This is a genomic window from Amycolatopsis sp. NPDC003865, from assembly GCF_053605345.1.
The window spans coordinates 148,783-169,105 of the sequence record NZ_JBSGJA010000017.1 but is presented as its reverse complement, the minus strand read 5'-3'; the positions used below and the strand labels follow the sequence as shown (position 1 = coordinate 169,105).

At 72.3% G+C, this 20,323-nt stretch carries 19 protein-coding genes; 4 read left to right on the top strand and 15 right to left on the bottom strand.

Going from position 1 to position 20,323, the window contains the following annotated elements; all coding sequences use genetic code 11:
* Positions 1-10: 10 nt before the first annotated feature.
* Genes ACWEVP_RS34210 through ACWEVP_RS34195 form a run of 4 tightly spaced genes read right to left on the bottom strand, consistent with a single transcriptional unit; the run spans position 11 to position 5,086 of the window.
* Positions 11-841 (bottom strand): ABC transporter permease, encoded by an 831-nt coding sequence (locus ACWEVP_RS34210; RefSeq protein WP_452066711.1) that lies wholly within the window; start codon positions 839-841, stop codon positions 11-13.
* Positions 838-1,782: an ABC transporter permease gene (locus ACWEVP_RS34205; RefSeq protein ID WP_452066710.1), complete on the bottom strand. Its 945-nt coding sequence runs from the start codon at positions 1,780-1,782 to the stop codon at positions 838-840. Before ACWEVP_RS34205 ends, ACWEVP_RS34210 begins: the two co-directional genes overlap by 4 nt.
* Entirely contained in the window at positions 1,779-3,356 is a 1,578-nt protein-coding gene (locus ACWEVP_RS34200; RefSeq protein ID WP_452066709.1) for an ABC transporter substrate-binding protein, read from the bottom strand. The genes ACWEVP_RS34205 and ACWEVP_RS34200 overlap by 4 nt, the downstream gene beginning before the upstream one ends.
* Positions 3,353-5,086, bottom strand: a complete 1,734-nt coding sequence (locus tag ACWEVP_RS34195) for a dipeptide ABC transporter ATP-binding protein (RefSeq protein ID WP_452066708.1) — start codon at positions 5,084-5,086, stop codon at positions 3,353-3,355. Before ACWEVP_RS34195 ends, ACWEVP_RS34200 begins: the two co-directional genes overlap by 4 nt.
* Before the next feature lie 228 nt (positions 5,087-5,314).
* Here ACWEVP_RS34195 and ACWEVP_RS34190 point away from each other — a divergent pair, with 228 nt between their 5' ends.
* Both ACWEVP_RS34190 and ACWEVP_RS34185 read left to right on the top strand, forming a co-directional pair.
* A complete protein-coding gene (locus ACWEVP_RS34190) occupies positions 5,315-6,289 on the top strand; it encodes a methyltransferase family protein (protein WP_452066707.1) in 975 nt (324 codons plus the stop codon).
* Between the two features lie 2 nt (positions 6,290-6,291).
* Positions 6,292-7,206 (top strand): alpha/beta hydrolase, encoded by a 915-nt coding sequence (locus ACWEVP_RS34185; RefSeq protein ID WP_452066706.1) that lies wholly within the window; start codon positions 6,292-6,294, stop codon positions 7,204-7,206.
* 4 nt (positions 7,207-7,210) lie between these two features.
* On the opposite strand, the gene ACWEVP_RS34180 is transcribed toward ACWEVP_RS34185, so the two are convergent.
* The 4 genes from ACWEVP_RS34180 to ACWEVP_RS34165 form a co-directional block, all read right to left on the bottom strand.
* Positions 7,211-7,798 (bottom strand): TetR/AcrR family transcriptional regulator, encoded by a 588-nt coding sequence (locus ACWEVP_RS34180; protein ID WP_452066705.1) that lies wholly within the window; start codon positions 7,796-7,798, stop codon positions 7,211-7,213.
* A gap of 65 nt (positions 7,799-7,863) precedes the next feature.
* On the bottom strand, positions 7,864-9,468 hold the full coding sequence (locus ACWEVP_RS34175; protein ID WP_452066704.1) for an amidohydrolase: 1,605 nt from the start codon (positions 9,466-9,468) through the stop codon (positions 7,864-7,866).
* Between the two features lie 3 nt (positions 9,469-9,471).
* Positions 9,472-10,206 (bottom strand): MoaF C-terminal domain-containing protein, encoded by a 735-nt coding sequence (locus ACWEVP_RS34170; RefSeq protein ID WP_452066703.1) that lies wholly within the window; start codon positions 10,204-10,206, stop codon positions 9,472-9,474.
* Between the two features lie 6 nt (positions 10,207-10,212).
* Entirely contained in the window at positions 10,213-12,072 is a 1,860-nt protein-coding gene (locus ACWEVP_RS34165) for a primary-amine oxidase (protein WP_452066702.1), read from the bottom strand.
* A gap of 113 nt (positions 12,073-12,185) precedes the next feature.
* On the opposite strand from ACWEVP_RS34165, the gene ACWEVP_RS34160 reads away from it, so the two are divergent.
* Both ACWEVP_RS34160 and ACWEVP_RS34155 read left to right on the top strand, forming a co-directional pair.
* Positions 12,186-12,899 (top strand): SDR family NAD(P)-dependent oxidoreductase, encoded by a 714-nt coding sequence (locus tag ACWEVP_RS34160; protein WP_452066701.1) that lies wholly within the window; start codon positions 12,186-12,188, stop codon positions 12,897-12,899.
* Between the two features lie 13 nt (positions 12,900-12,912).
* A complete protein-coding gene (locus ACWEVP_RS34155) occupies positions 12,913-13,713 on the top strand; it encodes an SDR family NAD(P)-dependent oxidoreductase (protein WP_452066700.1) in 801 nt (266 codons plus the stop codon).
* Between the two features lies 1 nt (position 13,714).
* On the opposite strand, the gene ACWEVP_RS34150 is transcribed toward ACWEVP_RS34155, so the two are convergent.
* Genes ACWEVP_RS34150 through ACWEVP_RS34120 form a run of 7 tightly spaced genes read right to left on the bottom strand, consistent with a single transcriptional unit; the run spans position 13,715 to position 20,300 of the window.
* Positions 13,715-14,407 (bottom strand): ABC transporter ATP-binding protein, encoded by a 693-nt coding sequence (locus tag ACWEVP_RS34150; RefSeq protein ID WP_452066699.1) that lies wholly within the window; start codon positions 14,405-14,407, stop codon positions 13,715-13,717.
* Complete coding sequence (locus ACWEVP_RS34145) at positions 14,404-16,113, bottom strand: branched-chain amino acid ABC transporter ATP-binding protein/permease (RefSeq protein WP_452066698.1); 1,710 nt, start codon at positions 16,111-16,113, stop codon at positions 14,404-14,406. Before ACWEVP_RS34145 ends, ACWEVP_RS34150 begins: the two co-directional genes overlap by 4 nt.
* Positions 16,100-16,960, bottom strand: a complete 861-nt coding sequence (locus ACWEVP_RS34140) for a branched-chain amino acid ABC transporter permease (RefSeq protein ID WP_452066697.1) — start codon at positions 16,958-16,960, stop codon at positions 16,100-16,102. Before ACWEVP_RS34140 ends, ACWEVP_RS34145 begins: the two co-directional genes overlap by 14 nt.
* Before the next feature lie 10 nt (positions 16,961-16,970).
* On the bottom strand, positions 16,971-18,140 hold the full coding sequence (locus ACWEVP_RS34135) for an ABC transporter substrate-binding protein (protein WP_452066696.1): 1,170 nt from the start codon (positions 18,138-18,140) through the stop codon (positions 16,971-16,973).
* Positions 18,137-18,532 carry a nuclear transport factor 2 family protein gene (locus tag ACWEVP_RS34130; protein WP_452066695.1) on the bottom strand — a complete coding sequence of 132 codons (396 nt, stop codon included), beginning with the start codon at positions 18,530-18,532 and terminating at the stop codon, positions 18,137-18,139. The genes ACWEVP_RS34135 and ACWEVP_RS34130 overlap by 4 nt, the downstream gene beginning before the upstream one ends.
* A gap of 10 nt (positions 18,533-18,542) precedes the next feature.
* On the bottom strand, positions 18,543-19,304 hold the full coding sequence (locus ACWEVP_RS34125) for a MoaF C-terminal domain-containing protein (RefSeq protein WP_452066694.1): 762 nt from the start codon (positions 19,302-19,304) through the stop codon (positions 18,543-18,545).
* Between the two features lie 57 nt (positions 19,305-19,361).
* Positions 19,362-20,300: an AraC-like ligand-binding domain-containing protein gene (locus ACWEVP_RS34120; RefSeq protein WP_452066693.1), complete on the bottom strand. Its 939-nt coding sequence runs from the start codon at positions 20,298-20,300 to the stop codon at positions 19,362-19,364.
* Between the last annotated feature and the right edge of the window lie 23 nt (positions 20,301-20,323).

The window sequence follows — 20,323 nt, the reverse complement described above, 5'->3', positions numbered from 1 at the left end:
GTCCTTCCGGCTAGGAACGGCGGAGCCGCTGCAGCTCGCCGAGCGTCCGCGCGCGGGCGTCGACGGCGAGCCGCAGCGCGGAGCCTGCGAGGTTGAGCAGGAACACGCAGACCATGATCGTCACGCCCGGCACCACGACCAGCCACGGCGCGGTGACCAGGTACGACCGCCCCTCGGCGATCATGTTCCCCCAGGTCGGGGTGGGCGGGGCGATGCCCAGACCGAGGAAGCTCATCGCGCCGTCGACCAGCATCGCGGCCGCCGCCAGGATGACGACCTGCACCAGCGCCAGGGGCAGCACGTTGGGGAACACGTGCACCAGCAGGATCTTCCGGCGGCTCATCCCGGACACGCGCGCGGCGCCGATGTACTGCCGCCCGGCGACGCCGAGCACGCGGCTGCGGATCACCCGCGCGGTGAACGGCGTGAAGATCACCGTGAGCGCGATCAGCTCGGTCCAGATGCTCGCGCCGAGCGAGATGGCCAGCGCCATCGCGAGGATGATCGCCGGGAACGACATCCACGCGTCCATCAGTCGCATCAGCACCGCGTCCGCCGCCCGGTAGAAGCCGCTGACCAGGCCGATCACCATGCCGGTGACCGCGGCGCACAGCGTGATCAGCGCGGACAGCCCGAGCGACGCGCGGCCGCCGGACACCAGCCGGGCGAACACGTCCCGGCCGAACGAGTCGGTGCCGAGCGGGTGGGCGGCCGACGGCGGCAGCAACCGGTGCACCGGATCGGTCGCGCTGACGCTCGGCAGGAAGAACGGCAGCACCACGACGGCCAGCACGATCAGGCCGAGCAGCACGGAGACGACGAGCAGCGTGCGGTTCCTCATGCGACCCGCACCTTCGGGTCGAGCAGCGCGTACGACAGGTCGACCAGCAGGTTGACCACGACGAACAGCACCGCGACGAACAACGTCACGCCCTGGATCAGCGGGAAGTCGCGAGTGGACACCGCACCCATCAGCAGGTGACCCAGCCCCGGCACGACGAAGATCGACTCGATGATCACGATCCCGCCGACGAGCATCGCGAAGTTGCTGCCCAGCTGCGTCACCAGCGGCATCAGCGCGTTCGGCAGGACGTGCTTCAGCAGCACGCGCCGCTCGGGCAGGCCCTTGACACGCGCGGTGCGCAGGTAGGCCAGCGGCAGCTCGCCGAGCACGCTCTCGCGCAAGGTGAGCACGAACAACGCCGTCTGCCCGATCACCAGCACGGTGACCGGCAGCACCAGCGCGGGCACTGCGGCCACCGGGTCGGTCAGCAGGTCGTGGTAGCCGCTGGAGGGGAACCACCGCAGCGTCACCGAGAAGACGAGCACGAGCACCAGCGAGATCCAGAAGTCCGGCATCGCCATGCCGAGCGCCGAGAGCCGGTCGAGCGCGCGGACCACCGGGTTGCGCGGTGACACCGCCTGCCACGCCGTGATCGCCACCGACAGGAAGAAGCTGATGACCGTCGACAGCACGGCCAGTGTCAGCGTCGGCACGATGTGGGCGGCGACCACGTCGAGCACCGGCCGGTGGTAGGTGATCGACGTCCCGAAGTCGCCGCGCAGCACGTGCCCGGCCCAGCTCAGGTACTGCTGCCCGAGCGAGCCGTCGAGGCCCAGGCTCGACCGCAGCGCGGCGACGTCGGCCGGGCGCGCGGTCGGGCCGAGGATGGCCTGGGCCGGGTCACCCGGGATGAGCCGGATGACGAAGAACATCATCGTGCCGACGATGACCAGGATGATCGCCAGGTCGCGCAGCCGGCGCAGCAGCACGGCGGTCATGCGGCCAGCCAGGAGTTCCAGAAGACGCGGTAGAAGTCGCCGTAGCCCTTGAGCCGCGGGGTGTAGGCCGCGTAGAGCTTCGACTGGCTCAGCGTGATCACCGACAGCTGCTGCCACGTGAAAGCCTGCAGCTTGTCGATGACGGCCTTCGCCTGCTCCGGCGTCGTCGAGGCGGTGAACTCGGTCATCAGCCCGTCCAGCTCCGGCGACGAGGAGCCGTTCAGCGTGCCGAGGGTGAGCGCGGGCATCTGGGCGGGCGAGGTCAGCGACGAGTCGAAGAACAGCGTCGTGATGTCCCAGCCGCCCGGGTCCTTGGTGAGCGTGCCGAGCATGGTGGCGAAGTCGTAGGTGTCGATCTTCGCCTGGAGCCCGATCTTGCCCAGCTCGTCCTGGATGAGCACGGCCCACTTGCCGAACTCGGGGTAGGAGTTCGTGGTGACGATGTGGATCGTCGCCCCGGCGGTGATCCCGGCCTCGGCCAGCAGCTGCTTCGCGCGGGCCGGGTCGTGTTGCCGGTAGACGTCCTCGCCGGCGGTCGAGTACGAAGCCTTGTTGTCGGGCGAGGCGAAGGCGCCGGTCTCGATCGTCAGGTCCTTGCTGCCGCCGGTCGCGGCGTTGATGGCGGGCTTGTCCAGCAGCAGGTTGAGCGCCTGGCGGGCCCGCGGGTCGGCGAACTTCGAGCCGGGGGTGAAGTTGGGGATGATGACGTTCTCGTTGCCGCCGGGCAGGTTGTGCACGACGAGGTTGGGGTTGGCCTTGAGCTGGTCGTACTGGTCGTTGGCCGGCATCGCGTGGTCCCACTGGCCGGTCTGCAGGCCGTTGACCAGCGCGTCCTGGTCGCCGACGATCTTGTAGGCGACCGTGTCGAGGTAGGCGTGCTTGGCGCCGGCCTGCCCGCCCCAGTCCTCTTCGGACCGCGACTTGTAGCCGTCGTAGCGCTCCAGGACGAGCTGCTGGCCGATGTCCCAGCTCTTCAGCTTGTACGGGCCGGTGCCGATCGCCTTGTCCTGGCCGAACCCGGTCGCGGGCAGGCCCACCAGGTTCTTGGCCTCGTAGATTTCGGTGCCCGCACCGGCCAGCTCGTCGATCAGGGAGTAGCGCAGCCGCTTGAGCTTGATCGCCACCGTCGCCGGGTCCGGCGCGGTGATCGCGTCGATGTCCGGGGTGACCAGCTGGCCGGTGCGGTGGCTCTTCTGCCACCGCCGCAGGCTCGCGACGACGTCGTTCGCGGTCAGCGGGTTGCCGTCCTGGAACGTGACGCCCTGGCGGAGCTTGAAGGTGTAGCCGAGCCGGTCGGCGCTCGTGTCGTAGGTGTCGACCAGCATCGGCCGGGCGATGAAGTGCTGGTCGACCTCGAACAGCTTCTCGTACATCATGTTGCCGATCTGCGCGGTCACCTGGCCGGGGTTGGCCACCATGTCGAGCGACTGCGGATCGGTGGGGACGGCGACGGTCAGGGTGCCGCCGCGGACCGGCGGCCCGTCGGCGGCCGCCGTGGTGCCGGCGCTCCCCATGCAGCCGGCGAGCAGGGTGAGCGTGGCGGCGAAGGCGGCGAACAGGGGAGTTCTCTTCATGGGCGCGTCGATCCTGTGTGGGGGAGGGCGGGCAGGTCGGGGTTGGCGGCGAGCAGCCGCCGGGTGTAGTCGTGCCGCGGGGCGAGCCGGATCTCCTCGGGCGTGCCCGTCTCGATCAGCTCACCGCGGTACATCACGCCGACGCGGTCGGCGACCGCCAGCACGAGGCTGAGGTTGTGGGTGATGAACAGCAGGCTGAGCGTCCGGGTGCGGCGCAGGTCCAGCAGCAGGTTCATGACCTGGCCCTGTACCGAGACGTCGAGGGCGGACGTGGGTTCGTCGGCGACGATCAGCTCGGGTCCCGCGGCGATCGCGCGGGCGATGGAGACGCGCTGGCGCAGCCCGCCGGACAGCTGTGAAGGCAGTTTCCCGGCGGTGTCCCTCGGCAGGCCGACTTCGTCGATCAAGTCGGCGACGCGCCGGTCGAGTTCGGCGCCGCGCAACGGAGTCAGCTCCTTCAGCGGCTCGGCGATGATCCGCGCGGCGGTGTGGCGCGGGTCCAGGGAACTCTGCGGATCCTGGAAGATCAGCTGGACGCGGCGGCGGAACGCGCGTTCGTCGCCGCTCAGCCCGGCGGGCGTGATCCCGTGCGCTCCGAAGGCGATCGTGCCCGACGTCGGCGGTTCGAGGGCGGTCACCAGCCGGCCGAGGGTGGACTTGCCGGATCCCGATTCCCCGACCAGGCCGAAGAACTCGCCCGCCGGGATCTCCAGGGACACCTCCCGCACGGCGTGCACGCGTCCTTTTCGGCCGTACACTTTGGACGCCGCGGTGATCGTCAGTGGTGGCCCTTCGACCACTCGGTCCGGCCGGGGTTTCAGCGCACGGGTCTCGACGGCTTCGGTCGCGCCGCCGGCCATCGCGGCTTCGAGCAGGGTGGGGGAGATGGTCGGGAAGCCGTCGCGGCGGCTGACGCCGAGCTGCGGTACGCAGCCGAGCAGCGCGCGGGTGTAGGGGTGCCGGGGCCGGGTCAGGACTTCGTCGCGGGAGCCGGTCTCGACCAGGCGGCCGCGGTACATCACCGCGATCCGGTCGGCGACCTGCGCGGCGACCCCCATGTCGTGGGTGATGAACACGCAGGCGGTGCCGTGGTCGCGGCGGACCCGGTCGAAGAGCGTGAGGATCTCCGCCTGCGTGGTGACGTCCAGCGCCGTGGTCGGCTCGTCGGCGATGAGCAGGTCCGGGTCGGCCATCAACGCGAGCGCGATCATCACCCGCTGCTGCATGCCGCCGGAGAGCTGGTGCGGGTACTGCCGCAGGATCCGGTCGGTGTCGGCGAGCCCGACCTCGGTCAGCAGCCGGCGTGCCTTCGCCTCGGCGCGCTTGCGCAGCGGGCTGCCGCGCCGGGCAGCCTGGCCCGGGAGCGACCCGGCTTCGCGGTAGGCCTCGACCAGTTGCCCGCCCACCCGCCGGCCCGGGTTCAGGGAGTCGAGGGCCTCCTGGAAGATCATGCCGATCCGCGGGCCGCGGTAGGCGCGCATCGCGTCGGCCGGCAGCTTCGTGACGTCCACGCCGTCGATCGCGATCTCGCCGCGGGTGCGGACCGGGGCGACGAACTCGAGCAGGCGGATGATCGACAGGGCGGTGACGGTCTTGCCGCTGCCGGATTCGCCGACGACGCAGAGCGTCCGCCCCTGCGCGAGGTCGAGGGACAGCTCCCGCACGAGTTCGCGCTCGGTGCCGCCGGCGACCACACCCACGGTGAAGTCCCGGATTTCGAGCAGCGTCATGGATTCCCCTTCCTCGTGCCCGCCACGACGGGGCGGGCCGGACTGCCGGGCTCCGGCAGGGGTAGTTCTACGCATGTTGACACTCGGCCTGTACGGTGTCAATGGTTTTATTCTACAAACGTAGGAAGTTGAAACATCACGAGTTTTTGTTGCTGTGCGGGCGAAATCGGCACTGGACTCGTTTATCTACGCATGTAGAGTGTCCGCGTCGAACAGAAGGAGGACGACGTGACGACGACCCCAGCCACGCCGGAACGGATCGTGGACATCGCGGTGGGCCACATGGCCGCGCAGCAGCTCTTCGCCGCCAACCGGATCGGCCTGTTCCCGGCCCTCGCCGACGGCCCGGCGACCGCCGCGGACCTCGCCGGGCGCACCGGCCGGCCGGAGAAGATCACCCGCATCCTCGCCGACACCATGGCTTCCCTGGGCCTGCTGTCCCGTGTGGACGGTCACTACACGCTCACCGCCGACACCGCCGAACACCTCGGGGGCGGAGGCCTGGACCTCGCGCCGTTCCTGACGTTCCTCGAGACGATCAGCTACCCCCACTGGCAGCAGTTCGCCCACACCACCGACACCGGCGAACCGGGCGAGCTCGACCTCACCGGCGACCGCTGGGACACCTTCCTCGGCGGGGTCATGGTGTATAACGCCCTACACGCTCGGCAATTGGCGCACGCCTTCGACTTCGGAGGCTTCGAGAACCTCCTCGACCTGGGCGGCCTGTCGGCCGAGTTCGCCCTCGGCGCGTTGCGGGCCAACGACGTCCTGCGCGCGACGTTCGTCTACGACCCGCGGTCGGTGCCGTCGGTGACCTCCGCGGTGGCGGCGTTCGCCGAGCGTACGACGGTCGTCGGCGCCCCCACGCCGGACGCCGAACCCGAAGGCGAGTTCGACCTGGTCATGGTGAACCACGTGGTGCACCGGTTCTCCGCCGCGGAGAACCGCGCCATCCTGCGGCACGCGCGGGCCGCGGCCGCGCCGGGCGCGCGGCTGCTGCTGCTCGACTTCTTCCTGGACGACGACGCCGAGCCGCGGGCGCTCGACGCGCTGCACGCGGGGGAGTACCTGGTCATCGACGGCACGGTCGTGTACCCGGAGGCCGACGTCCGCGGCTGGCTGGCCGATGCACGGTGGCGGCCGGTGGACCGGCTGACGCTGCCGGGCTCGCCGCGGGTGCTCGTCGCGGAAGCGGTGTGAGCATGAGCCTCGACCCCGCCGTCCGCGAGCTGCTCGCTCGAAGCCCGGAGGCGCCGGACCGGCCGTTGACGGCTGTGGAGCTGCGCGCCGCCTTCGCTGCGTCCCGGCCGCGTCCGGGCGTGGTGGCGCCGGTCGCGTCGGTGACCGAGCACCGGCTTCCGAGCGGCCTGCGAGTGCGGCTGTACCTGCCGGAAGCGGCCGGCCCGGTGCCGGTGTTCCTCTGGATCCACGGTGGTGGCTGGACGATCGGCTCGATCGACGAGAACGAGGTGGCCTCGCGGGCGGTGTGCGCGGCCGCGTCGGTCGCGGTGGCCGCTGTCGAGTACCGGCTCGCGCCGGAAGACCCGTACCCCGCGGCGCCTTCCGACTGCTACGAGGTGCTGGACTGGCTGGCCGCCGGTGGGGCGGGACCCGCGGTGGCCGCCGGGGCGATCGCGGTCGGCGGGGAGAGCGCGGGCGGCAACCTGTCCACAGTGGTCTCGCTGATGGCGCGGGACCGCGGTGGCCCGGCGATCGCGGCGCAGGTGCTGATCTGCCCGGTCTTCGGTCACCCGGACGACGGGTTCGCCTCCTACGCGGATTTCGCGACCGGCTACGGCATGACGGCCGACGCGATGCGGTTCTTCTTCGCGCAGTACGTGCCCGATCCGTCCGCGTTGGACGATCCGTACCTGCTGCCTTCGCGGTCGGCCGATCTGTCGGGACTGCCGCCGGCGCTGGTGCTGACGGCGGAGTACGACGTCCTGCGCGACGAGGGCGAGGCGTTCGCGGCCCGGCTCGCCGACGCGGGGGTCGCGGTCGACGTCCACCGGTACGCCGGGCAGATCCACGGGTTCTACGGGCTGTACACGGACTTGCCGTCGTCACCGCGGTCGCACGCCGAAGTGGCGGCCTACCTGCGGCGGATCTTCGCCTGAGGGGTCAAGGGCGGGTGAGCCGCTCCAGGAGGGACTCCAGGTGCCGGTGCTGGAGCTCGACCGTGGAGAACTCACCCGCCACCAGGCTCATCACGTTCGCTCCGGCGTTGAGCAGGACGATTTCGTCGACGATCTGCTCGTCCGGGGTCTCGGTGACGACGTCGCCGTCTTCGCGACCCTCCGCCAGGAAGCGGTGCAGGAGGCCGCGCCACTCGCGGACGTGCTCGAGGTACTTGTCGTGCATCCGCCGGTTGGACAGCGACATCTGCCAGAAGATCATGAGCACGCGCCCGGCGGTGATGCGCTCCTCGTCGATGGGCATCGAGGACACGCAGATCTCGCGGAGCGCGCCGAGGCCGCGCAGGCCGTCGAGGTCGACGTACTGCCGCATCATGTCGAGGGCGCGTTCGTAGGTGGCCGCGATGATGTCTTCCTTGCCGGGGAAGTACAGCTTGAGCGCCCCGTTGGCGAACCCGGCGGCGGCGGCGATCTCGCGCATGGTCGCGGCTTCGATCCCGCCGCGCACGATGAGGTCCCAGGTGACGTCGACGATGTCCCTGCGCCGCTGGTCGTGGTCGATGATCTTGGGCACCCGGCACCTCCCGCACTGGTTTCTCTACCAGTGTAGGAGAAACTGCCGGCGGCGACCGACCCGGGCTACCGGGCGAACACGCGCCGCCCCGCGAACCACGTCTCGACGACCTGCGTCCCGGCGACCTCGGCGGTCCGGAAAGGATCGCGGTCCAGCACCACGAAGTCGGCGGACCGGCCCGGTGTCAACGACCCTGTCACGTCGTCCAGGCCGCACGCCCGCGCTCCGCCGAGGGTGAAGACCTCGATCGCCTCGGCCAGGGTGATCGCCTGCTCCGGCCACAGCGCGCCCGGCCGCCGTCCGTGCGGGTCTTCGCGCGTCACCAGGCCCGCGATGCCTTCCCACGCGTTCGGGGACTCGCTGACCGGCCAGTCCGAGCCGCCGGCGACCGAGGCGCCGGTGTCCAGCAGCGTCCGGTTCGGCTGCATGCGGGACGCCCGCTCGGCGGGCAGCACTTCCGCGATCGCGTCGGGGATCACGCCCGGCACCCACAGGAACGGCGAGATGTCCGCCGCCACGCCGAGGGCCGCGAAGCGCGGGAGGTCGTCGGGGTGCACGAACTGCCCGTGCGCCACCTGGAACCGCGTGCTCGCGTACCCGGCCGCGCGCACCTGCTCGACCGCGTCGAGGAACTGCCGCACCGACGCGTCCCCGGTACAGTGCACCTTCGCCGAGAAGCCCGCGGCGGCCGCCGTGAGCAGCCACCCGGTCAGCTCCTGCGGCGGCATCGTCGTCGCACCGCGGAAGCAGCCGCCGTGGACCTCGTCCGGCAGGTACGGCTCGAGGAACGCAGCCGTGCGGGTCGGCGGGACGCCGTCGAGGAAGATCTTCACGAAGTCCGGGCGGTGGTGTTTGGTGCGGTAGCGCCCGGCGACCTCCAGCAGCGGCGCGCCGACCGGGTCGAACCCGAAGATCGGGTCGTTGACCAGCAGCGACGACACGACCCAGGCGGCCAGGTCGCCGGCGTCGTCGAGGGCCTTGAGCGCGTCGAGGATGTCGGTCGAGACCCCGGCGTCCTGGAAGGCGGTCACGCCGAAGCCGTGCAGGATCTCGATCGCCCGCTGTGACGCGCGCCGGTGCTGTTGCGGGGTCAGCTCGCCGGTCACCCGCTCGACGAGCACGCCCGCGGCTTCCAGCAGGAGGCCGCTGGGCTCGGCGCCGTCCCGGCCGATGACGCCCCCGGACGGGTCCGGCGTCGCCGCGGTGATCCCGGCCAGTTCCAGTGCGCGGCTGCTCACCCAGCGGTTGTGGCGGCTGTCGTCGGCCAGCGACACCGGCCGCCCGCCCGCGGCGTCGTCGAGCGCGCGTCGAGCGGCCACCGTGGACAGCTTCGCGACCAGCGTGGACGCCCAGGCGCCGCCGGTCAGCCACTCGTCCGGGCCGAGGGCGGCGGCCCGGGCGCGGACGGCGTCGAGGATGTCGTCGAACGCCGCGTCGGCGCCGAAGGTGAGTTCGAACAGGTCCGCGCGGCCGGCCATCGCGTGGTGGTTGTGCACGTCGACCAGCCCCGGCATGACGAACGCGCCACCGAGGTCGCGCACTTCGGTGTCCGGGCCGACCTCCTCGTCGGCGGTGAGCTTACCGCCGGAGACGGCCACAGTGGACGCCCACGGCCGTGCGGCGTCCACTGTGTACACGACGGCGTTGGTGAGGACGAGGTCGGCGGCCACGCCTCAGCCCGCCGCCGGGTCGTACGGTCCGGGGTGGACGGTGGTGCTCAGCAGCCGTCCGTGCGCGCCGAAGGTGAAGTGCGTCGGCCGTTCGCCGGTGGCGTCGAGTCCGAAGAGGACGCCGTGGGAACGCAGGTTCCGGGCGTCGCGGTGGTCGGCGACGGTCACCGACGCGCACGGGATGACCTTCTCGCGCCAGGTGAAGACGTGGATGCCGGGCCGCACCCGGTAGACGGTGTTCTCGTCGGTGTCGGCCAGCCCGCGCTCGGGCCCGGCCAGGCACTGCCAGGTGTACCAGTGCGGGCTGAGGTAGACGTGTTCGTAGGCGTGTTCGGCGCTGTAGACCCACAGCACGCGGCGGCCGATCAGCGCGGTGCTCGGCGCCATCGCCTCGCCGCGGACCTCGTGACCGTCGATGGTCGCGGGCCGGAACTGCTGGGTGACGCGCGGGGTGCCGTGGTCGCCGATCGTCGTGGTGACGACGAGCGCGCGGCCGTCGCGCAGGTCCAGGAAGAGCGAGACCGCCTCGCGTTCCGCCGGCTGGATCTGGACGTAGTAGAGGTCGTCGTCGACCAGGAACGTTTCGCCGGAGCCGGGCCAGGTGAAGACCGGCCCGTCGTCGTCGCGCAGGACGAACTCGCGGCCGCGCAGGTCGTCGACGGCCGGCGCCTTGTTCGCGTCGAAGCCGGGCGCGAGGCCGTCGAGGGGGAGCCAGGTCGAAGTGTCGGAGAGAGTCATCGTTCCTCAGTGGTCGCAGTGGTCGCCCGACGGCAGGTCGAGCGCGGGGTTGCGGTCGCAGAAGCCGTACGGCCGGAACAGGAAGCCGGACTTGTCCACCGGCATCACCGGCCAGTCCTCCGGCCGCGGGACGTGGGTGGGCCCGAAGACGTGCCAGAGCACGAGGTCGGCGTCGACCAGGTCGCGGTCCGCGGCGGTCCAGGCGGGCAGGCCCGCGCCACCCGGGTGGGCGCCCGGCCGCTCGCCGGCCGGGTAGCGCTCGTCTTCGCGGTACGGCGTCGCCCACAGGTGCCGCGTCGCGAAGGTGGCCCGCGCGTGCACGGACGCTCCGGGCTGGGCCATCAGCGTCGCCGACGGCCGGGGGACGAGCTGGTAGGCGGTCGGCCTGCCCAGCCGGTTCACCCGCTCCGCGCTGCGGACCTCCCAGACGCGGGCGTGGGCCGGGTCGGCGAGGCGCTGGGCCTGGCTTTCGGTCCGCAGCGGCGTGCTGCGCCAGGTGAACGCGTTGCCGTACGGGTTGCCCGGGCCGGTCGGCACGCCCACGACGTCGACCTCGTGCAGGCTGGTGCGCTCGCCGTCGACCTCGACGTCGAGCCGGGCGCAGAAGAGGTGCTGGTGCACCGGCGCGAACAGGCCGGGAGCGAGTTCGGTGGCGTGCGGCTGCTCCCGCCCCGGGGTGCCGGCACCGCAGAAGACGACGCCGGTGGCCTTCGCCTCGAATTCGATGGACCCGTCGAGGTGGAAGTACCAGTAGTGGCCGTAGTCGTAGTTGCCGATGGTCGAGATCGAGGAGACGACCAGCCGCCGCGAGCGGCGCACCTCCGGTGTCCCGGCGAGGTCGGTGTGCTTCCAGAGGATGCCGTCGTCCTCCTCGTGCAGGCAGATCGCACGCGGGATTTCGACGGGTTCGCCGTGGTCGTCGGCGACCCAGGCTGGGAGGTAGCGGATCTCGCCGACGCAGTCGCAGCCGAGGCGCAGGTCGTTGCCGTTCTTGCCGAACTGGTACTCGCCGGCGTCGAAGTAGCTGATCCAGAACCGGCCGGGCGCGACGTCCCCGTACGGGACCACCATCTCCGGGACCGAGGCCCGGTAGAGGACCGGCCGGTCCTGGAAGCTCACCTGGTGCAGGGTCAGGCCTTCGCGGGAGTTGAAGCCGACGCGCAGGCGCCAGCCCTCCCAGGTCACCTCGGTGCCGTCGACGGCAAAGCTCGGTCCGGCGGGCTGGGTGATCTCGATCGGCCGCTGCGTCGTCCGGGCCGGGACGCCGGTGTAGCGCCCGTGCTCGGCCGGCACCGGGACGTCGCCCTCGTCTTCGACGCGCAATACGTCCCGCCTGGTGAGGTCGAGGTGCACGATCAGGCCTTCGACCGGGTGGGCCCACGGGCTGTCGCCGTCGTCTTCGCGCAGGAAGGTCAGCGACCGCATGACGCGGCCGGTCTCGTCCTCGCGGCCGAAGTGGCCGGGCGCGAGGGGCGCGCAGAAGGCGTGGTCGATCCGGCCGCCGAGGCCGCGGCGGGCCATCGCGGCCTGCCAGCCCGCCGAGGCCTTCGTCAGCTGCTCGGCGAGTTCGTACTCCTCGAAGAGGTAGGACGGCTGGCCGGGCCCGGCCGTCCAGCCGGCCCAGCCGACCTCGTTCTTGGTGACGTCGACGGTGGCTTCGCCCGATTCGCCGGTGGCGGTGTCGAGGAGGGTGTAGCGGATCCGCCGGGTGCCGGTGCCGGCCCGGACGTCGGCCTTGGCCGGTTCGAGGGGCACGACCTGGGGGAACCGGACGGTGCCGGTGACGAGCCCGGCGTCGGCGAGGAGGCCGCGCCCGGCGGAGAGTTCGGCGGCGGTCAGCGGGTCGAGGGGGTGCGGCGTGCTCACCCTGGGCAGTCTCGCGCGCTTCGCGGTCGCGCGGAATCACCCGTGCGGCGGCGGACAACAAGGGTGCGCCCGAGGCCAACCACGGGCGGGTCACCGGCGGCGAGGATGGGCGCATGGGATGGGAACTGGCCGGCAAGGCGGTGCTGGTGACCGGCGGGGCGTCCGGCATCGGGCTGGCGTGCGCGCGGGCGTTCCAGGCCGAGGACGCGCGGGTGGCGGTGATCGACCGGGACGCGGGCCCTCCGGAGCCCGGTGTCGTCTTCGCCCGCGCCGACGTCACCGATGAGCCCGGCTTCGCCGCCGCCGTCCGCACGGTGGCCGCGCGGCTCGGCGGCCTCGATGTCGTCGTCGGCTGTGCCGGGATCTCCGGGCCGGTCGGCAAGCCGCTCGCCGCGACCACCGCCGCCGAGGTCGCCGCCGTGCTCGCCGTCAACGTCACCGGCCCGTTCCTGCTGGTCAAACACGCCCTCCCGCACCTGACCGAGGGTGGTTCGGTCGTCCTCCTCGGCAGCGACTCGGCCTTTGCCGCCGCGCCCGGGATGGTGCCCTACTGCGCCTCCAAGGGCGCCGTCGTCGCCATGACCCGGGCCCTGGCGGTCGAGGTCCCCGGCGTCCGCGTCAACTGCGTCTGCCCGTCGGTCGTCGACACCCCGATGGCGCGCGGCGACCTGGGGGACCTCCTCGACGACCCCGCCTTCCCCGTCCAGGCCGCCGGCGACGTCGCCCGGCAGGTGCTCTTCCTCGCTTCTCCCGCGTCCCGGCCGGTCAACGGCCAAGCCCTGCTGGCCGACTTCGGGATGTCGGCCCGCTCGGCCTTCCCCGCCTAGGAAAGGATCCACAGTGGACACCACGACCAGGGTCGTCGCCGTCACCGGCGGCGGCACCGGCATCGGCGCGGCCGTCGCGCGGCGCTACTCGGACGAGGGCGCGCACGTCGTCGTGCTGGGACGGCGCCGCGAACCCCTCGAGAAGGTCGCCGCGGAGACCGGCGCGCACGTCATCGCCTGCGACGCGAGCGTCCGCGACGACGCCGAAACCGCGATCGCCGCGATCATCGGCGAGTACGGGCGGCTCGACGTCGTCGTCGCCAACGCCGGCGGGCACGGCCTGTCCTCGGTCGTCGACACCGGCGACGACGAGTGGGAGCTGGCCCTGCGCTCGAACCTCTCCAGCGCGTTCGTGTTCTGCCGGGCCGCGCTGCCGTCGCTGGTGGAGACCGGCGGGCAGGTCGTCGTCGTGTCGTCGCTGGCGGGACTGTTCGCCGGGCCGAACGTCGCCGGGTACACCGTCGCCAAGCACGCGCTGATCGGCCTCACCCGCTCGATCGCCCGCGACTTCGGGCCACGCGGGGTGCGCGCCAACGCGGTCTGCCCGGGCTGGGTGCGCACACCGATGGCCGACGGCGAGATGGACCAGTTCGCCGCCGCGGCCGGCTTCACCGGCGGCCACGACGAGGGCTACCGGCGCGTGACGGCGGAGGTCCCGCTGCGCCGCCCGGCCGAGCCGGCGGAGATCGCGGCGGTGGTCCGGTTCCTGGGCTCGCCGGAGTCGTCCTACATCACGGGCGCGGTCCTCGTCGCCGACGGCGGCGCCCACGCGGTCGACCTGCCGACGCTGGCCTTCGAACGCGCCGGCATGTGAATCAGGACCCCAGGTAAGCGGTGTGCAACGTCGCGGGGGAGTCCAGCAGCGTCCGGGCGTCCCCCGCGTACGTCACCCGGCCCGAGGAGACCACCAGCGCCTCCTGCGCGACGCCCAGCGCCAGGTGCGTGAACTGCTCCACCAGCAGGATCGCCGCTCCTTCGGCGGCGAACCGCGTCACCACCGGCAGCAGCCGCGTGAACACCACCGGCGCCAGGCCGAGGGACATCTCGTCGATCAGCAGGAACGCCGGGCGCGCCGCGAACGCCCGCGCCAGCACCACCATCTGCTGTTCGCCGCCCGACAGCAGCGCCGCGGGGGAGTCCCGGCGCTTCTCCAGTTCCGGGAACAGTTCCAGGACTTCGTCCACGCGCGCCGGGGTGCGCGCGGTCAGGCGCAGGTTCTCCAGCACCGTCAGCCCCGGGAACACCGCCCGGCCCTGCTCGACGTGCGCCAGGCCGAGCCGCGCCCGCGCCACCCGCGAGTGCCGGGTGACGTTCACGGCACCCACGTGGACACTGCCCGCCGACGGCGTCACGACCCCGGACACCGCCTCCAGGAGACTCGTCTTGCCGGCTCCGTTGGGCCCGACCAGCGCGGTGATCCGGCCCGGCTCCAGCGTGAACGCGACCTCGCGGATGACCGGGCCGGCGCCGCGCTCGACCGTCAGCCCGTGGACTCGCAACGCCGTCACAGCAACTCCGTTTCGCCCATGTACGCCTTGAGGACCGCCGGGTCGGCCAGCACGTCCGCCTGCGGCCCGCTCGCCAGTACCTCGCCGAAGTCGAGCACCGTCAGCCGGTCGCACACCGACCGCACGAGGTCGAGGTCGTGCTCGATGAGCAGCACCGACACCCCGAACCGGGCCGGGACACCCCGCAGCCGCCGCCCGAACGCCATGTGCTCCTCGTGCGGCAGGCCGGCGGCCGGCTCGTCGAGCAGCAGCACCCGCGGCCGCGCCAGCAGGTGCCCGACGACTTCGACGAGCCGCCGCGCGCCCGCGTCCATCCGCGACAGCGGCGTCCGGGCCGGCGGACAGCCGAAGAACCCGAGCGCGTCGGCGACTTCGCGGCCGGTGACCCGGCGCCGGGCGACGAACCGGACGTAGGCGCCCACCGTCAGCCCGGGCGGGACGCGGTCCTGCTGGAACGTCCGCCGCAGCCCGCGCCGGGCCCGCCGGGCGGGCGAGCCGGTCAGCGGACGGCCGTCCAGCGTGACGGTTCCGGTGGCCCGCGGCAGGAAGCCGCTGACGACGTCCACCAAAGTGGACTTCCCGGCGCCGTTGGGCCCGATCACGCCGAGGATGCCGTGCTCCGGCACCGAGATGTCCACTTCGGACAAGGCCTGGACGTGCCCGAAGCGGACACTCAGCCCGCGCACCTCCAGCACCGGATCGCCGGGAGGAAGCGGCTCGGCCTCCCCGACGGCGGCGAGTTCGATGCCGGTCGGCACGCGGGACCGGTACCAGAGGGTGCGCACGGCCGTGCCGAGGTTGCCGCGCCCGGCCAGCGCCTGGATCCCGAGCACGCCGAAGACGACGAAGCCCCAGTCCTGCGGCACGCCCCAGCGCTTGAGCAGTTCCGGCACCGCGACCCAGAGCAGCGCGCCGAACACCGCCATGTCGATCAGGTGCGCGCCGGACATGATCGCCAGCACGTACAGCGCGAGCGACTGGATCGCGGTGAAGCTGGCCGGGAAGGCGAGCCCGACCTGGCCGGTGAGCAGGCCACCGCTGATCCCGCCGAGCGCGGCGCCGACCGCGAACGCCGTCAGCTTCGACGTCCGCACCCCGGCGCCGACCGCGGCGGTGCCCCGCTCGGAGAAGGCGACGAGGTGCCAGCTGCTGCCCCAGCGGCCGCGGCGCAGGAAGTGCACGGCCAGCCCGCAGGCGACCAGGACGAGGACGGCGAACAGGAAGTACGACCGGTCGTCGGAGAACGCCTCCGGCCGCTCGACCGGGAGTCCCTCGGTCGCACCGGGGAACTGGATCTGCACCAGCGTCAGGTCCGCGGCCGCGGCGAGGCCGAGGGTGACCACGGCCAGGGTGATGCCGCGCAGCCGCAGCGCGGGCAGCCCGACGAGCACCCCCGCCATCGCCGCGGCCAGGCCACCGAGGAGGAGCCAGACCACGAACCCGCCGGGCACGCCGGCGACGTTGCACGCCGAGACGACGAAAGCGCCGACGGCGGCGAAGGTCAGCTGGCACAGCGAGATCATCCCGGCGGTCCCGGTGACGACGCCGAGCCCGAGCAGCGCGATCGCCGCGACGACGGCGCTGACGCCGAGGTAGACGAAGTAGCCGGCGAGGCCGACGCTCAGCCCGTAGCCGGCGCCGACCGCCGCGGCCGCGACGGCGATCGGGAGGGCCGCCCGGGCGAGCGGGCGTTCAGCGAGCCGCATCCCACACCTCCTTGCGCTGTGTCCACAGCAGCAGCGCCACGATGACCAGGAACGGGAGGAAGTACCGCAGCACCGACAGCTCGTCCGACTGGGCGACGGCGCCCTGCGCCATGCCCAGCGCCAGCCCGCCCGCCACGGCCAGGTCCAGCCGCCGGAAGCCGCCGAGCAACGCCGCCGCGGCCGCCGGGACCACGAGCATCGCCAGCGAGGTCGGGTCGTTCGACTGCGACGGCGCGACGATCGAGACCGCGAGCGTCGCGATCACCCCGGTCGCCGTCCACACGCCGACCGACAGCGGCCGGGCCGGGATGCCCAGCAGTTCCGCCGTCGTGGGCCGCTCGGACAGCGCGCGGAGGCGGACGCCGAGCGTCGTGCGGGCCAGCACCACCCGGCAGCCCAGCGCCACCAGCACGGCCAGCACGACCGTCACCACGGTCACCTGGCTGACCACCACACCGCCGGCCGTGAACGCCGGCCCGGCCAGCAGCGGGTGGAACGGCTGCGGCTTGTTCCCGAACAGGATGAACGCGAGCGAGATCAGCAGCAGGAGCACCGCGACCGTCACCGCCGAGCGCGTCCCGGTGTCGGCCTCGGCGAGCCACGTCGAGACGATCCAGCCGAGGACCGCGCTCAGCGCGCCGCCGAGCACGATCCCCGTGAGCGTCGCCAGCCACTCCGGGAGTCCCCAGTGGACGGCCAGGAACACCGCGACGTAACAGCCGGACATCCCGGTGGCCGACTGCGCGAAGTTGACCACGCGCACCAGGCGCGACATCAGCGTCAGGCACACCGCGAGCACCGCGTACAGGCCACCGGCGGCGAGACCGGCGAGAGCGCCCTGCAGCATGACCGTCCTCCTAGGACCGGGGGATGCGGAGCCAGTCCTGCGCGGCCAGCTCCCACTTGTTCGTGCCGGAGGCGAGCTTGATCGGCCAGCCGGCGGTGTTGTCGTGGTGCGTCGGCGCGGGCCCGAACACGTACGGCGTGCCGACCATCGGGTCGCTGACCGGCTTCATCTCCCGCAGCGCCCTGGTCACCGACTCCCGGGTGACGTCGCCCTTGATCCCGCGCACGACGTCGAGGAAGTACCTGGCCGCCAGGTAACCGCCCTGGCTGAACGACGTCAGCGGGATCCCGTTCTTCGTCATCAGGTCCCGCCACTCCTTGGTCTGCGGGCTGCCGGCGTCGGTGAACGGGTAGAACTCGGCCGGCACGTACACCCCGGCGCCGGCGTTCGAAATCGCCTTCGCGTAGTTTTCGCTGTAGACGCTGGTCAGCAGCAGCCAGGTCACGTCGTTCCAGCCCTGCGCCTGTGCGGCCTTGAGCTGGCCGATCGAGTCGGGCTCGACCGGGTTGACGGTGATCGCCTTGCAGCCGGCGGCCCGCGCCTTGACGATGGCGGACGTGTAGTCCGACCCTCCATAAGGGACGGTCGCGTCGACGTACTTGAGCTTCTTGCCGGTGATCTTCGTCCACTCGTCGATCGCGGCCCGGTAGGCCGGCAGCGTGTTGCCCGCGATCTCCAGCAGCGCGCAGATGTCGGTCAGCTTCAGCGTTTCCGAGCCGTACAGCAGGGTGAGCGTCATGTCGTGGAACGGGCCGACGTTGACCGGGGCGATGTTCGGGCTGGAGAAGCACGCCGGGTCGACGCCGATGCCCTGCAGCGAAAGGATCTTCTGCTGCTCGTAGTACTTCGCGTTGATCTCGCACTCGATGAGGCTGGACGACCCGACGAGCGCGACGGCGGCGTCGCCGCCGACCACCTCGCGGGCGGCCGCGGCGGCGGCCGCGGGGTCGCCCTTGTCGTCGATCGCCTTGTACTCGATCTGCCGCCCGTTGACGCCGCCGGCCGCGTCGGCCGCGTCGAACACGGCCTTGGCCGCGCGGGAGGCCTCGGGGAACGTGGCCGCCCCGCTCAGCGCGTTGACCGACCCGACGACGATCGGGCCGGAGCCGCCGGCGTCGGACCCGGCGCAGCCCGCGGTGACGAGGAGCGCGGCCGTCAGGACGGGAAGGATCTTTCTCATGACTGCTCCCGGGCCGCGGCCACGACGGGCGCGGAGTCGACGATCTGCTCGAAGGAGAGGAGTTCGCCGCCGTCGAAGCGCCAGAGGTGCGCGACGCGGGCGGTGAAGGACCGGCCGGTCCGGCGGTGGGTGCCGGTGTAGGTGCCGACGCCGACGACGCTGTCCCCGGCGTCGAGGAGCTCGGCGAGGGCGAAGGTGTAGCCGTCCCAGTCCCGGCCGATCGCCTCGAAGACGTGTGAACGGACCTCGTCGGGGCCGGTGTAGGTACCGGCGTAGGGGAAACCGGCGGCTTCCGTCCACGTCGTTTCCGGGCCGAGCGGGGCGAGCATGCCGGCCAGGTCGCCGGCGTCGCTGGCGGCGTAGTGCGCGCGGATGACGTCCACAGTGGACACGGGGGCTCCTTCAGACGGGCTGGGCGTCGGGATAGGCCACCGAGCCCAGCGGGTAGACGTGCCCGCCGGCGCGGGAGTGTTCGGACCGGCCGTCGCCGGTCAGGCCGAGGAAGACGCCGGTGGTGCGCAGTGCGTAGCCGAGGTCGTGCAGCCACACGCTCGCGACGGCGATCCGGAACTCGCGGAAGCAGAACAGGTAGAGGCCGTCGGCGAACCGCCAGACGGTCGAGAGGTCCACGTCGCCGTGGCCGCGCTGGACCCCTTCGAGGCACTGCCAGGCGTAGCGCTCCGAGGAGAGGTAGACGTGCTCGTAGAGGTGGTCCGGGCTGTAGCGGTAGACGTTGCGCTTGCCGATGAGGTCGCGTGACGGTCCGGGCGCCAGGCCGGAGGGGGTGCCGCCGCCGGTGACCCCGGACCGGAAGCTCTGGGACACCCGGGGGACGACGTCCTCCGCGCCGATCACCGAGCGCACGGCGAGCGCGCGGTGGGTCGTCGTCGAGTACACGACGGTCAGCGCTTCGCCGTCGACGCTGGTCAGCGGCAGGTTCACGAAGAACACGTCGTCGCGCACGGCGACCGCGTCGTACGGGTCCTCGACGCCGTTGCACACCACGTGTCCGGCGTCCTTGAAGCTCAGCGCGAGGACTTCGCCGTCGTCGAGGGTGAGCGTGACGTCCCGGCCGGTGAGGTCGGCGTTCGGCAGGCGGTAGGTGGCGATCCCGGCGGCGAACTCGTCGTAGGTGCGCCAGCCGTCGGTGGGGGCTTCGGGCATGGCCTCATCGTCGGGCGGCACCGGAGCCGGGGCGAGCGGTCAGGCGCTGCGGGGCAACTACCGGTCGCTGACGGTCAACTCGCGCCGCAGCTCGCTCGGCGCGCGGCCGAACGCGCTCTTGAAGACCCGGCTGAAGTGGGCGGCGTCGACGAACCCCCAGCGCGCGGCGATGGTCGCGACCGGGCGGCCGGCGTGCACCGGGTCGAGCAGGTCGCGGCGGCAGTGCTCGAGCCGCCGGGTGCGGATCCAGCCCGCCACCGTGGTGCCCTGCTCCTGGAAGAGGCCGTGCAGGTGCCGGGTGGAGATGAAGTGCTCGGCGGCGATCCGCGCGGGGGTGAGGTCGGCCGAGGGCAGGTTCGCGTCGATGTGCGCGCGGATCCGGCGCATCAGCTCGTGGTGCGGGTCGGCGGTCGCCAGGTCGAGTTCGGTGGCGACGAGCGTGGACAGCAGGTCGACGGCACTGTGCGCGAGGCGGGCGCCGGCCGGGCCGGCCAGCTGGTCCAGGTTCCCGCCGAGCTGGGCGAGGAAGGGGACGACGACGTTGCCGACGCCCTCCTTGCCGGACATGCGCACGGCGGTGAGCCTGCCGACGAGCTCGGCGGGCAGGTCGATCAGCCGCTGCGGGAACATCACGACCAGGGTGCGGAAGTCCTCTTCGAAGACCAGCGAGTAGGGCCGCTGGGTGTCGTAGAGGGCGACGTCGCCGGGGCGCAGGACGGCTTGGCGGTCGTCCTGCACGAGCAGCCCGGTGCCGGCGAGGATCAGGCTCAGCTTGTAGTAGCGCCGGTCGCCGCGTGCGATGAGCTCGGGCGTGCGTTCGACGACGTGCGGGGACGCGGTGACCTCGGAAACCTGCACCTCGTCGGCGCCCGAGGAGCGGATCCGGCCCCGGAAGCCGTCACCGCCGGCGGTCACGTGCAGGGGGACGAAGGACTGCGAGACGGCGGCGCGGAACTCGGTGAAGTCCCGGGCGATCAGGGTCGTGGGGGCGGGCACGGGTCACCTCGCGGAGTCGGGAG

Bases quoted from the DNA above. Each gene is read 5' to 3' on its own strand.
- ACWEVP_RS34205 (WP_452066710.1), bottom strand. From the start codon at position 1,782: ATGACCGCCGTGCTGCTGCGCCGGCTGCGCGACCTGGCGATCATCCTG.
- ACWEVP_RS34210 (WP_452066711.1), bottom strand. From the start codon at position 841: ATGAGGAACCGCACGCTGCTCGTCGTCTCCGTGCTGCTCGGCCTGATC.
- ACWEVP_RS34140 (WP_452066697.1), bottom strand. From the start codon at position 16,960: ATGCTGCAGGGCGCTCTCGCCGGTCTCGCCGCCGGTGGCCTGTACGCG.
- ACWEVP_RS34195 (WP_452066708.1), bottom strand. From the start codon at position 5,086: ATGACGCTGCTCGAAATCCGGGACTTCACCGTGGGTGTGGTCGCCGGC.
- ACWEVP_RS34200 (WP_452066709.1), bottom strand. From the start codon at position 3,356: ATGAAGAGAACTCCCCTGTTCGCCGCCTTCGCCGCCACGCTCACCCTG.
- ACWEVP_RS34125 (WP_452066694.1), bottom strand. From the start codon at position 19,304: ATGCCCGAAGCCCCCACCGACGGCTGGCGCACCTACGACGAGTTCGCC.
- ACWEVP_RS34170 (WP_452066703.1), bottom strand. From the start codon at position 10,206: ATGACTCTCTCCGACACTTCGACCTGGCTCCCCCTCGACGGCCTCGCG.
- ACWEVP_RS34160 (WP_452066701.1), top strand. From the start codon at position 12,186: ATGGGATGGGAACTGGCCGGCAAGGCGGTGCTGGTGACCGGCGGGGCG.
- ACWEVP_RS34185 (WP_452066706.1), top strand. From the start codon at position 6,292: ATGAGCCTCGACCCCGCCGTCCGCGAGCTGCTCGCTCGAAGCCCGGAG.
- ACWEVP_RS34145 (WP_452066698.1), bottom strand. From the start codon at position 16,113: ATGCGGCTCGCTGAACGCCCGCTCGCCCGGGCGGCCCTCCCGATCGCC.
- ACWEVP_RS34135 (WP_452066696.1), bottom strand. From the start codon at position 18,140: ATGAGAAAGATCCTTCCCGTCCTGACGGCCGCGCTCCTCGTCACCGCG.